This window comes from Streptomyces sp. NPDC020742, assembly GCF_040641675.1.
Classification (GTDB): domain Bacteria; phylum Actinomycetota; class Actinomycetes; order Streptomycetales; family Streptomycetaceae; genus Streptomyces.
The window spans coordinates 23,052-35,117 of sequence record NZ_JBFAEA010000017.1 but is presented as its reverse complement, the minus strand read 5'-3'; the positions used below and the strand labels follow the sequence as shown (position 1 = coordinate 35,117).

The following is a 12,066-nucleotide window of genomic DNA, read 5'->3' as shown; positions in this document are numbered from 1 at the left end:
ATTAACATGCACCATGGAGGGGTAGAGCAAAGTTTATTGATCAGGAACGGTGGGGTTTTATTGCGTACTGGTCGGTATGTGAATCGCGTTCCCGCGCTGCGGATCAGCCCGCCCCGGGAATATGGAGCACAGCACTCCGCATCATTCACCGGTGCTTGAGGGGGACCTCGATCGTGATCAATGTTGAGGACCCCACGGTCCATCAACTGCGGCTGCTGCTGACCCTCGCCGAGGAGCTGCATTTCGGACGGGCCGCCGCCCGGCTCTACCTCACCCAGCCCGCCCTCAGCCAGCAGATCCGCTCGCTGGAACAGCGGCTGGGCGTCGAGCTGTTCACCCGCACCAGCCGGCGGGTCGAGGTGACGCCCATCGGCCAGGAGCTGCTGCCCCTGGTCAAGAGCGTGGTGGAGGCGACGGACGACCTGCGCAACGCGGCGCGCCACGCGTCCCTCGGCCGGGGCGGGCTACGGCTGGGGGTGTCCGACTGCGCCGCCGCGCTGGCCTCCACCCGCGGCGTGCTCGCCTCCATCACCGCCCTGCACCCCGGCCTGGACCTGACCGTCCGGGTCCTCGACCTAGTGGAGCAGACGACCGCCCTGGCGGACGGGCAGATCGATGCGGCGTTCGTCTACCTGCCCGTCCCCGACGGGCTGCACGTCCAGCCGCTGACCACCGAGCCCCGCGTGGTGTGCGTCTCCAGCGGGGACCCGCTCGCCCGGCGGTCCGTGGTGCGCCTGGCGGACCTCGCAGGCCGGCCGATGGTCGGTCTCACCCCGGAGATGCCGCGGCGCGGGCGCGACTTCTGGGCGGTGGACCCGCGCCCCGACGGAAGTCCGGTCCGCTACACCTCCCACCGGATCACCCGGGTGGAATCCCTGCTCTCCGCGGTCTCGTTCGACGGGGCGCTGGCTTTCCTGCCCTCGGTGGCGGCCGAGCTCTACCCCCGCCCCGACATCAGCTACCTACCGGTCCCCGACGTGCCGCCCTGCACCTTCGCGGTCGCCTGGCCCGCCGCCAACCACGACACCCCGCAGATCGCGGTGGTGAAGGAGGCCTGCCGCCAGCTGCGCCGGCAGGGGCTCCCGCCGGGCACGATGCGCGGCCCCGAGCGTCCGCGGGCCGCGGTCGAGGGCGTGCGCTGAGCCCCCGGCGCCCCGGCCGGGGCCTCGGGGCCGGTCGGGCGGCGGCCTTCCGGTGTCAGCCGTCGAGCCGGACCGGCAGCGACTCGATCCCGTAGACGATCGACAGCTTGCGGAAGGCCAGCTCGTCCGGCGTGACCGCGAGCCGCATCCGGGGGAAGCGGCGGACCAGGGCGGGGTAGGCGGCGCGGAGTTCCATCCGGGCCAGCTCGGCGCCCACGCAGCGGTGGATGCCGTAGCCGAAGGCCAGGTGGGAGGGGACGCTGCGGGAGGGGTCGAACTGCTCCATCTCCGGGCCCAGTTTGCCGTCCCGGTCCGCGCCGCTCAGCGAGCACAGCACGACGTCCCCGGCAGCGATCTTGATGCCGCCGATCTCCAGGTCCTCCCGGGCGAAGCGCGGGAAGGCGACCTGGACGACGGTCAGATAGCGGAGCAGCTCCTCGACGTAGCGCTCGACGACCTCGTCGCCGTCATTGAGGGCCGCGAAGTGCTTGGGGTCCTGGAGGAGGACCAGTGTGCCGAGCGCCAGCATGCTGGCGGTGGTCTCGAAGCCGCCGGTCAGCACGCCGTCGGCCAGGCCCGCGAGTTCCTCGTCGCTGACCGAGTCGCCGTGCTCCTTGACGATCATGCCGAGCAGTCCGTCACCCGGATTCGCCCGCTGCTTCTTGACGATGTCCCGGAAATAGGAGAGCGACTCGGATATGGCGCCGAAGGACGCGTTCGCACCGCTGAAAAGGTCGAAGCGGGCCGCGCTGAGGCGTTCGAAGTCGGCCCGGTCCTCGTAAGGGACACCGAGGAGTTCGCAAATCACCAGGGAGGGGATGGGCAGCGCGAAGGCATGGACCATGTCCACCGGTTCGCCGTTCTTACCCGCCTCTTCCATGGCGTCGAGGCGCTCCTCGACGATCTCGTGGATGCGGGGCGTGAGCCGGCTGAGCCGGCGCATGGTGAATTCCGGGGTCAGCAGCCGGCGCAGCCGGGTGTGCACGGGCGGGTCGGCGAAACCGAGGCCACCGGGATTCTGTTCGGCGCCGGCGCCGGCCTTGCCGACGAGGTTGGTGAAATCCGAACTGAAGGCATTGGCCTTTCCGAGCACCGCCTTGGCCTCGTCATAGCCGGTGACCAGCCAGACGTTGGCGGCTATCGGTACCGGGAGCTTGCTGATGGGCTCCTTCTCCCGGACGGCTCCCAAATCGCCCACCGGGTCGAGGCCGTCACGCCGCAGGGGCATCAGAACGGACTCGGGCAAGAACGACATCCGAGACAGGTCAAAGCCTCTCTTCTGCGTTCTCGCCAGATACAAACGGCCGGCCCAGGCGATGATCCGGGAACGGAGGGTCGTCATGACGCTAATACTGCCTTTCGTCGAGGGGGACGGTGACCCGCGCTCGGCGGCCCTCATCGGCCGGGACAACACGGGACCTCCACTCGGCGTGCACGGATGTGACGTACGCCATAGCCCCTCGCTCGCGGTGGCCATGGCACGGGTCCACGCCGCGACCGGTGTCTTCGGTCACCCGCATCAGCATGACGAGCTCGGCCTTCTTCTATTCGGTCTGGACGAGTTTACAAAGTGCCATTGGCCGCGTTCACCGAACAACCCGGTATGCCCCCGGAAGACCCCTGTGACAACCCTGACTCTCCCCTGAGGCAACCAGCACCGGCACACCCACCGCCCCCGGGACGGAGTTCCACTCGGGCGGCGGGGATTTCCGTCCCGCTCGACATCCGGGCGCCCGGACACCCCGATACCCCGACACCCAGGCACCCAGGCACCCCGACACCTGGGCGAACCCGAAACGCCCCACCCCACCCGCGCACGAGGTGCCAACCGGGCACCCCGTGCGCCCGGTTGACCGCGCCGGAGCGCCCGGAACCCCTCGGAACCGCCATCACGGAAAGCGACGAGTTGCGGACTCTCCGGAGTCTCCTTAGCGTGGGAGGAGTGTGAGGCAGGCGGCCCACACGGCAGCCGACCCGCGGCGACCCACGGTCCGCGGGCAGCGCCCCGCCTCCGGACGGCCATCGGCGCCCCGCCCGACCCCTCGCCCGGACCCCGCCCCACCCCGACGGGTCCGCCCTCCCCTTCTTCGCAGGAGGAAGCGCATGTCCCCCCAGTGCACACCCCCCGGGCCGAAGCCCGCCACCCTCGCCCGGTACGCCCTCGCCGGGATCCTGGCCGGCGCCCTCACCGCCGTACCCGCCCGGGCGGCCGACACCCAGGCCGGCACGGACGACGGCCGGCCCACCACCTCGTCCGAGGGTCGGGTCGTCGCCCGGGACGGCCTGGTGGTGCGGACCGGGCCGAGCACCGACTACCGCCCGCTCGGCTCGAAGCGCTACGGGACGGTGGTGGGGATCGTCTGCCGGCTCAACGGACAGCGCCTCAAGGGCAACCCGGTCTGGTACAAGCTCACCGACTCCTCCTACGCCTGGTCCTCGGCGGACGGGATCGCACACGACGGGGCGGAACCCGACTGGTGCTGAGGGCGGGACGGCGTTCGCCCCGCCCAGGGTCCGCAAGGCGACCCGGCCCCCACACGCCGTCCGAACGCCGTATCCGGCATAACGGAAATACGGCCTACTGCTTGCTACGTTGCCAGGCATGACGGCAACGGCACCGGCGGCTGCCACCGCGCGCCCCGCGGACACTCCCCCACCCTTGCCGCTGCTGCCCAGGCGCCGCGGCATCGAACTGGCCCTCCTCGTGGGCGCGGTGCTGATCAGCGTCTGCGGCTATGTCGTCGTGGGCCTGGCGCGCCGGCACGCGCTCCCCGGCGGGGCGCTCCGCTACGGCGCGGGGCTCGGCGGGCTCGCCCTGCTCGCGCACCTCGCGGTACGGCTGCGCGCCCCGCACGCCGACCCGCTGCTGCTGCCCACCGCCGTCCTCCTCAACGGGCTGGGGCTGGTGCTGATCTTCCGACTCGACCTGGAGACGCCGGGCGACCACGCCGCGCCCACCCAGCTGATGTGGTCGACGGTCGGTGTCGCCCTCTTCATCGCGGTGGTGCTGCTGCTCGGCGACCACCGCGTCCTGGCGGGCTACGCCTACCGGTGCGCCGCGTTCGCCCTGCTGCTGATGGCCGCGCCGATCCTGTTCCCCGCCGTCAACGGGGCGAAGATCTGGATCCGGATCGCCGGATTCTCCATCCAGCCGGGCGAGTTCGCCAAGGTGGCGATCACCGTGTTCTTCGCGGGCTACCTGGCCGCCAAGCGCCATGCGCTGGCGCACGTCGGCCGCCGGGTGCTGCGGATCCAGCTGCCGGCCGGCCGGGTGCTGGGGCCGATCGTCGCGATCTGGCTGATCAGCGTGGCCGTCCTCGTCCTGGAGCACGATCTGGGCACCTCGCTGGTGTTCTTCGGGGTCTTCGTGGTGCTGCTGTACGTGGCGACCGGGCGTGCCGGCTGGATCGCGGTGGGGCTGTTGCTGGCCACCGCCGGGGCCGCCGCCGTCGGCACCCTGGAGCCCCATGTGCACGGCCGGGTCGAGGACTGGCAGCACCCGTTCGCCGGGATCGCCGAGGGCCGGGGCGCCGGCCAGCTCGCCCAGTCGCTCTTCGCGTTCGCGGCGGGCGGGGTGCTCGGCACCGGCCTCGGCCAGGGCCACTCCGCACTGATCGGTTTCGCCATGAAGTCCGACTTCATCCTGGCGACCTTCGGGGAGGAGCTGGGGCTGGCCGGGCTCACCGCGCTGTTCCTGCTGTACGCGCTGCTGGTGGCCCGTGGCTACCGCGCCGCGCTCGGGCTGCGGGACCCCTTCGGGGGCCTGCTGGCGGTGGGGCTGGCGGTGCTGCCCGCCCTCCAGGTCTTCGTCATCGCCGGCGGGGTGACGGGCCTGATCCCGCTGACGGGGATGGCGATGCCGTTCCTCGCGCAGGGCGGATCGTCCGTCGTCACCAACTGGATCATCATCGCGCTGCTGGTGCGGGTCAGCGACCGGGCGCGGGCTCCGGGCCCGGAGCCGTCCCCCCGGCCGCCCCGACGGACGCGCAAGGCACCGCCGCCGGCCGCCCCGGCGGACGGGGCGCCCTCCCCGGGGGCCGGCCGTTGATCCGCTGCATCCGGCACACCGCCGCGTTCTCCTTCCTGCTGCTGGTCGCGCTCCTGGTCAACGCCGCCCGGGTGCAGGTCTTCGAGGCGGAGCACTACGGGGCGAACCCGGCCAACCGGCGGGCGCAGATCGCCCGTTACGGCCAGCCGCGGGGCGCGCTGCTGGTGGACGGCCGGCCGGTCACCGGCTCGCGGGACAGCGGCGGACGGCTGCGCTACGAGCGCACCTACACCGACGGCCCGCTCTACGCCCCGGTCACCGGCTACTCCTCACAGACGTACGGCACCTCGCTGTTGGAGCAGGCCGAGGACGGCGTCCTCTCCGGTGACGACGAGCGGCTCACCGCCTTCCCCTGGTGGGACCGGCTGACCGGCGGCCACCGGCGGGGCGGGGCGGTGCACACCACCATCGACCCCCGGATGCAGCGCGCCGCCTTCGCCGGACTCGGCGGCAGGAAGGGCGCGGTGGCCGCGGTCGAGCCGCGCACCGGGCGGATCCTGGCGCTGGTCAGCACGCCCTCGTACGAACCGGGCGCGCTGTCCGGCAACGGCGCCGCGGTCGGCGACGCCTGGCGCCGGCTGAACGCCGCCGCGCGCCGGCCGATGCTCAACCGGGCGCTGGGGCAGACCTATCCGCCCGGCTCCACCTTCAAGGTCGTCACCGCGGCGGCCGCGCTGGAGAGCGGCCGGGTCACCGACATCGACGCCGACACCGACTCGCCCGACCCCTATCTGCTGCCCGGCACCGCCACCCGGCTCGGCAACGCCGCCGGGGGCTGCGCGGACGCCCCGCTCCGCTACGCCTTCCGCGCCTCGTGCAACACCGTCTTCGCACGGCTGGGGGTGCGCGTCGGGCTGCGCGGGATGGCGGGGACGGCCCGCCGGTTCGGCTTCAACGACCACCGGCTGCGGATCCCGTCGCCCGTCGCGGCCAGCACCTTCGACACCGAGATGGACGACGCGCAGCTCGCCCTGTCCGCCATCGGGCAGTACGACACCGCCGCCACCCCGCTCCAGATGGCGATGGTCTCGGCGGTGGTCGCCAACGGGGGGCAGCTGGCCCCGCCGTACCTCGTGGACAAGGTGACCGACGCCGGCGGCATCCTGGTCTCCACCGAGCCGCGCCGGCCCATCCGCGAAGTGGTCGGCCCGGCCACCGCACAGCAGCTCCAGGACATGATGGTCGACGTGGTCGCGCACGGCAGCGGACGGCGGGCCGCCCTCAAGGGCGTGACGGTCGGCGGCAAGACGGGCACCGCCCAGCACGGGGTGCACAACGCGGGCACGCCGTACGCCTGGTTCATCTCCTGGGCGCGGGAGCCGGACGGCTATGAGCCGGCGGTCGCGGTGGCGGTGGTCGTCGAGGACGCGGCGGCCGACCGCGCGGACATCAGCGGCGGTGGCAGCGCGGCGCCGATCGCGCGCGCGGTGATGGCGGCGGCGCTGCGGAAGGGGCCCGCCCGGTAGGCGCCGCCCCGCCGGCACCACCGCCCGAAGTCCGCCCCGTACGACGAGGCGCCCTCCGCGGCCCGTTGGGCGCTGCCCGCCCCGGCCACGCACAATGGCGGCATGACCGATCCGTCCCAGACCCCGCCGCCCGGAGCCCCCGCGGAGCCGGGGAACGCCCCCGCCGGTCCCCCGTTCCTGTCGCTCACCGAGGTCGAGGCGCTGGCCCGGCGCGCGCACGCGGGGCAGACCGACAAGGCGGGCCGCCCGTACGCCGAGCACCTGGCCGCGGTCGCGGCGGGGGTGCGGGAACGCGGCGGCAGCGACGAGCAGATCGCGGCGGCCTGGCTGCACGACGCGGTCGAGGACGACGCGCTGAGCCGGGAGTGGCTGGCCGGCGCCGCGCTGAGCGAGCCGACCAAGGCCATGGTCCTGGCGGTCACCAAGCGGGCGGGCGAGCCGCTGGCGGAGTACACCGCCCGCATTCTGGCCACGCCCGGGGCGCTGCTGGTCAAGGAGTCCGACCTCGCCCACAACGCCGACCCGGCCCGGCTGGCCGTGCTGGACGCGCCGACCCGGGACCGGCTGACCGCCAAGTACGCCCGGGTACGGGCCCTGTTGGGGCTGGCCTGAACCCTTCGCTCCGCCGCCACGGAAGTCCACACCCCGGACGGCTCTGCCGAAAGGTGCAGGCCACAGCTACCCTGCGGCGATGACTTCAGCGCAGCTGTCCCGCCCGCGACCGGACCGGGTGATCGCCGCCCTGGAAGGCGTCGGCGTCCGCCGCTCCACCACCGACCAGGTCATCCTGGACGACGTCGACTGGACCGTGCGCGCCGGGGAGCACTGGGCGTTGCTCGGCGCCAACGGCGCGGGGAAGACCACCGTCCTGCGCCTCATCGGGGCCTTGATGTTCCCCACCGTCGGCACCGTCGAGGTGCTCGGCCGGCGGCTCGGCGCGGTGGACGTCCGGGAACTACGGGCCGCCATCGGCCTGGTCTCCAGCGCCCAGAAGGTGCCCCAGGACGCGACCGGCCACACCGTCGTGCTGACCGGTGCGACCGGCACCGTGCAGCCGCTGTGGCGCAGGTACGACCGGGCCACCCGGGAGCGCGCCCATGAACTGCTCGCCGAATTGGACTGCAAGGAACTGGCGGACCGCCCGTACCGGGTGTGCTCCGGCGGTCAGCGCGCCCGGATCCTGATCGCCCGCGCACTGATGGCCGCCCCCGCACTGCTGCTGCTCGACGAGCCGTTCAACGCCCTTGACCTGCCGTCCCGCGAGGACCTGATCGACGCACTGCACCGACTGGCCGCCGGTCGCCCCGACTTGGCCACCGTGACGGTCACCCACCACCTGGAGGAGCTGTCGCCGGCCGTCGGGCACGCCCTGCTGCTGCGCGAGGGCCGGGTGCAGGCGCTCGGGCCGGTGGCCGAGGTGCTGACCGGAGACCGGATGACCGCCTGCTTCGGCCGCCCCATCGAGGTCTCCCGGCACGAGGGCCGCTGGCTGGCCCGCTCGGGCCGCGGCGCGTAGGCGCCGGGCGCCCCTCTCCCGGATCGTCGTGGGCTCGCGGGCCCGGCACGAGCCGGACGACGGCCCTAAGGGGTGTCCTGGCCCCCGTCCACCGCCGCGTCCCGGACCCCGTCCAGGAACCGCCGGACCGCGGCGCGTTCGGAGGGGTCGAAGCCGGCGAGCAGTCCGAGGGTGCGGTCGATCAGCGGGCCGAAGAAGGACTGCCCCAGGGCGACCGCGCGCTCGTCGACCTCCAGCAGGACCCGGCGCCGGTCCTGGGTGTCGCGGACCCGGCGGACCAGGCCGAGCCGCTCCAGCCGGTCGACCAGTGCCGTGGTGCCGGCAGAGTTCAGGCCGAGCTGGGCGCCCAGCCGGCCGGGGGTCGCCGCGGTGCCCGCGCGGGCCGCATCCAGCAGGGCGATCAGCGCCCGCAGATCGGTGGGGTGCAGACCGTTGCGGTCGGCGAACCGCGCGCCCGCGAGGTCGAGTTGCAAGGTCACCTCGCGCAGGAGGTGGACCAGGTCCATCCCCTCCGGTGCGGGCCGCTCCGTCATCTCCGACCGCCTTTCCCATTGCGCTCCCCGATCCGACACAGACTAATATCTCGCTCAACGAGATACTCGTCGAGCGAGGAGAGCGTATGACCGACGCCGCGTTCCACGCCGCCTACGAGGAGGCCATGGCGCTCTGGCCGGTGCCGGTGGAACGGCGCGGCACGGTCACGCCGTACGGCCGCACCCGTGTCCACGTCTGCGGCCCGGCCGACGCCCCGCCGCTGGTGCTGCTGCACGGCGGCGGCACCACCTCGGCCGTCTGGTACGCCCTGGCCCCCGCGCTGGCCGCCACCCACCGGGTGTACGCGGTGGACCAGATGGGCACGCCGGGGCTCAGCGTCCCCGGGGAGCGGGCGGTACGACGGCCGGCGGACCTGGAGTCCTGGCTCGACGGTGTACTGGACGGCGTGCTCGACGACCACGGGGCGGCCTCGGCCGCGGTGCTCGGGCACTCCTACGGCGGCTGGCTCGCACTGCGTTACGCCGCGCACACGCCCGGCCGGGTGCACCGGCTGGTGCTGCTCGACCCGACCCAGTGCTTCGCCGGCTTCCGGACGTCCTACCTCGCACGGGCGGTGCCGCTGTTCGTCCGGCCCGGGGAGCGCAGCACCCGGCGGCTGCTGGCGTGGGAGACCCGCGGCGACCCGCCGGCGCCCGAACTGGTGCGGCTGATGGGTCGGGGCGCGGTCGCGTTCCGCGGCGCGAAGCCGGTCACCGGGCCGCGGCCGGACACCGCCGGGCTGCGCGCGGCCGGGGTGCCGGTGCTGGTGCTGCTGGCGGAGCACAGCCGGGCGCACGACCTGCACCGGGTCGCCGCGGGGGCGGCCCGCGCCCTGCCGGATGCCCGGGTCGAGACCCTGCCGGGCGTCAGCCACCACTCGGTGCCGTACGCGGCGAGCGGGGAGGCGGCCCGGCGGATCGGCGGGTTCCTGACGGGCTGAGGAGGGCACCGGGCCGGCGGGCCGCCCGACGGCCGACCGGGCAGCCAGCGGCTCCGGGCGGGCGGTGACTCCCGGCGGGCGGTGACTCCTGGCGGGCGGCGACTCCCGGCGGTGCCGCCACTCCTGCGCAGCCCGCGGGCGCGCCCGCGGTACGCGGGAGGTCAGTCCCCCGTCCCGCCCTCCGCGATGGCCGCCGCGACCTCCGCGGTACGGGCCGCCTCCTCGGCGGCGAAGCGCTCCGCGTCCAGCTTCTCGGCGAGCTCCTCGTCCTGGGCCATCAGCAGGTCGAGGTTGGCGTCGCCCATCTCGAAGACCCCCATGTCGACATAGGCGCGCTGCAGCCGCTCGCCCCACAGCCCGATGTCCTTCACACACGGCACGATCCGGCTGAAGAGCAGCTTCCGGAAGAGGTGGAGGAACTCGGAGCGCTCGGTGAACTCGGCGGCCTCCGCGGTGGGGATGCCGAAGTTCTCCAGGACCTCCAGGCCGCGCAGCCGGTCGCGCATCAGGTAGCAGCCCTCGATGACGAACTCCTCGCGCTCGCGCAGTTCGGCGTCGGTGAGCTGCTTGTAGTAGTCGCGCAGCGCCATCCGCCCGAAGGCGACATGGCGCGCCTCGTCCTGCATGACGTACGCCAGGATCTGCTGCGGCAGCGGCTTGGTGGTGGTGTCGCGGATCATGCCGAACGCGGCCAGCGCCAGGCCCTCGATCAGGACCTGCATGCCGAGGTAGGGCATGTCCCAGCGGGAGTCGGTGAGGGTGTCGCCGAGCAGCGTCTGCAGGTTGTCGTTGACCGGGTAGAGCATCCCGATCTTCTCCTGGAGGAACCGGCTGTAGATCTCGGCGTGCCGGGCCTCGTCCATGGTCTGGGTGGCGGAGTAGAACTTCGCGTCGAGGTCCGGCACGGACTCCACGATCCGCGCCGCACAGACCATCGCCCCCTGCTCGCCGTGCAGGAACTGGCTGAACTGCCAGGCGGTGTAGTGCTGGCGCAACTCCCCGCGGTCCCTCTCGGTCATCTTGTCCCAGTACTTGGTGCCGTACAGGGACATCGACTCATCGGGGGTGCCCAACGGGTCGGTGGGGTCCACCTCCAGGTCCCAGTCGATGCGCAGGGTGGCGTCCCACTGCTTGTCCTTGCCCTTCTGGTAGAGCGCGAGCAGCCGGTCACGTCCGTCGTCGTACTCCCAGCTGAAGCGGGCCGCCCCGGAGGCGGGCACCTTCCACAGGGGGTCGCCGGGGTCCTGCACATAGAGCTCTCGGGTCGACACGGGCAGCCTCCTCGGCTCGCCAAAAGCCTTGCCACGGGCGCTGCTTGGCAGGCTCACACGTTTCTTACCGGCGGGTCAATAAGTCGCGCACGGGGGATTGACGGGCCTGCTGACAGGAAGTCTCATAAGGAGGGACCGCGGGTAACCCACGAGCGAGGTAGCCACAGCCATGACGAGCGCGCCCACCCCCATGACCGCGTCGGACACCGGAGTCCTGCGGGACGCCCTCGGTCTGCTCAAGGACCGGGAGCAGGTCGCCGAGCGCCTGCTCGACTCCTCCGCCAAGCACTCCTTCGACCCCGACACCGAACTCGACTGGGACGCGCCGCTCGACGAGGGCAAGTGGTTCTGGCCGCCGGAGCTGGTCTCGCTCTACGACACCCCGCTGTGGCGGCGGATGTCGACCGAGCAGCAGCAGGACCTCGCCCGGCACGAAGCCGCCTCGCTCGCCTCGTTGGGCATCTGGTTCGAGATCATCCTGATGCAGCTGCTGGTCCGGCACATCTACGACAAGCCGGTGACCAGCGCGCACGTCCGCTATGCCCTCACCGAGATCGCCGACGAGTGCCGGCACTCGAAGATGTTCGCGCGGATGATCCAGCGGGGCGGTGCGCCCGCGTACCCCGTCTCCCGCCTGAACCACCACCTCGCCCGGATCCTCAAGACGGTCTCCACCACGCCCGGTTCGTTCGCCTGCACCCTGCTGGGCGAGGAGATCCTGGACTGGATGCAGCGGCTGACCTTCCCCGACGAGCGGGTGCAGCCCCTGGTGCGCGGGGTGACCCGGATCCACGTGGTGGAGGAGGCCCGGCACGTCCGGTACGCCCGCGAGGAGCTGCGCCGCCAGATGGTCACCGCACCGCGCTGGGAGCGCGAACTGACCCGGATCAGCTCCGGCCAGGCGGCCCGGGTGTTCTCCGTCGCCTTCGTCAATCCGCAGGTGTACCGCAACGTCGGGCTGGACAAGCGGGAGGCGCTCGCCCAGGTGAAGGCCAGCGGCCACCGTCGCGAGGTGATGCAGACCGGCGCCCGGCGGCTGACCGACTTCCTCGACGAGATCGGCGTACTGCGCGGCGCCGGCCGCCGGTTGTGGCGCAGCTCCGGGCTGCTGGCCTGAACGAACCGCTTGCCCCCTACACGTGGCCGAGC

At 72.9% G+C, this 12,066-nt stretch carries 11 protein-coding genes; 8 read left to right on the top strand and 3 right to left on the bottom strand.

What is annotated here, in order from left to right; all coding sequences use genetic code 11:
- Positions 1-173 precede the first annotated feature (173 nt).
- Positions 174-1,142 (top strand): LysR family transcriptional regulator, encoded by a 969-nt coding sequence (locus AB0G84_RS25525; protein WP_361325117.1) that lies wholly within the window; start codon positions 174-176, stop codon positions 1,140-1,142.
- A gap of 55 nt (positions 1,143-1,197) precedes the next feature.
- Here AB0G84_RS25525 and AB0G84_RS25520 read toward each other — a convergent pair whose 3' ends face one another.
- On the bottom strand, positions 1,198-2,484 hold the full coding sequence (locus AB0G84_RS25520; protein WP_361325114.1) for a cytochrome P450: 1,287 nt from the start codon (positions 2,482-2,484) through the stop codon (positions 1,198-1,200).
- Between the two features lie 761 nt (positions 2,485-3,245).
- Here AB0G84_RS25520 and AB0G84_RS25515 point away from each other — a divergent pair.
- The 5 genes from AB0G84_RS25515 to AB0G84_RS25495 all read left to right on the top strand — a co-directional run bounded on the left by AB0G84_RS25515 (position 3,246) and on the right by AB0G84_RS25495 (position 8,172).
- On the top strand, positions 3,246-3,626 hold the full coding sequence (locus AB0G84_RS25515; protein ID WP_361325111.1) for an SH3 domain-containing protein: 381 nt from the start codon (positions 3,246-3,248) through the stop codon (positions 3,624-3,626).
- 118 nt (positions 3,627-3,744) lie between these two features.
- The gene (locus AB0G84_RS25510; RefSeq protein ID WP_361325109.1) at positions 3,745-5,190 is read left to right on the top strand and encodes an FtsW/RodA/SpoVE family cell cycle protein; all 1,446 of its coding nucleotides are present in this window, start codon (positions 3,745-3,747) and stop codon (positions 5,188-5,190) included.
- Entirely contained in the window at positions 5,187-6,656 is a 1,470-nt protein-coding gene (locus AB0G84_RS25505; protein WP_361325106.1) for a penicillin-binding transpeptidase domain-containing protein, read from the top strand. Before AB0G84_RS25510 ends, AB0G84_RS25505 begins: the two co-directional genes overlap by 4 nt.
- A gap of 102 nt (positions 6,657-6,758) precedes the next feature.
- Entirely contained in the window at positions 6,759-7,268 is a 510-nt protein-coding gene (locus AB0G84_RS25500) for an HD domain-containing protein (RefSeq protein ID WP_361325103.1), read from the top strand.
- A gap of 79 nt (positions 7,269-7,347) precedes the next feature.
- Entirely contained in the window at positions 7,348-8,172 is an 825-nt protein-coding gene (locus AB0G84_RS25495; protein WP_361325100.1) for an ATP-binding cassette domain-containing protein, read from the top strand.
- 65 nt (positions 8,173-8,237) lie between these two features.
- Here the strand turns inward: AB0G84_RS25495 and AB0G84_RS25490 are convergent, their stop codons facing one another.
- Positions 8,238-8,705, bottom strand: coding sequence for a MarR family transcriptional regulator (locus AB0G84_RS25490; protein WP_361325097.1), 468 nt, complete (start codon positions 8,703-8,705; stop codon positions 8,238-8,240).
- 86 nt (positions 8,706-8,791) lie between these two features.
- On the opposite strand from AB0G84_RS25490, the gene AB0G84_RS25485 reads away from it, so the two are divergent.
- Positions 8,792-9,646, top strand: coding sequence for an alpha/beta fold hydrolase (locus tag AB0G84_RS25485; protein ID WP_361325095.1), 855 nt, complete (start codon positions 8,792-8,794; stop codon positions 9,644-9,646).
- Between the two features lie 161 nt (positions 9,647-9,807).
- On the opposite strand, the gene AB0G84_RS25480 is transcribed toward AB0G84_RS25485, so the two are convergent.
- Positions 9,808-10,917: a ferritin-like domain-containing protein gene (locus AB0G84_RS25480; protein WP_361325092.1), complete on the bottom strand. Its 1,110-nt coding sequence runs from the start codon at positions 10,915-10,917 to the stop codon at positions 9,808-9,810.
- 190 nt (positions 10,918-11,107) lie between these two features.
- Here AB0G84_RS25480 and AB0G84_RS25475 point away from each other — a divergent pair, with 190 nt between their 5' ends.
- Positions 11,108-12,034 carry a diiron oxygenase gene (locus AB0G84_RS25475; RefSeq protein ID WP_361325453.1) on the top strand — a complete coding sequence of 309 codons (927 nt, stop codon included), beginning with the start codon at positions 11,108-11,110 and terminating at the stop codon, positions 12,032-12,034.
- The last annotated feature ends 32 nt before the right edge of the window (positions 12,035-12,066 follow it).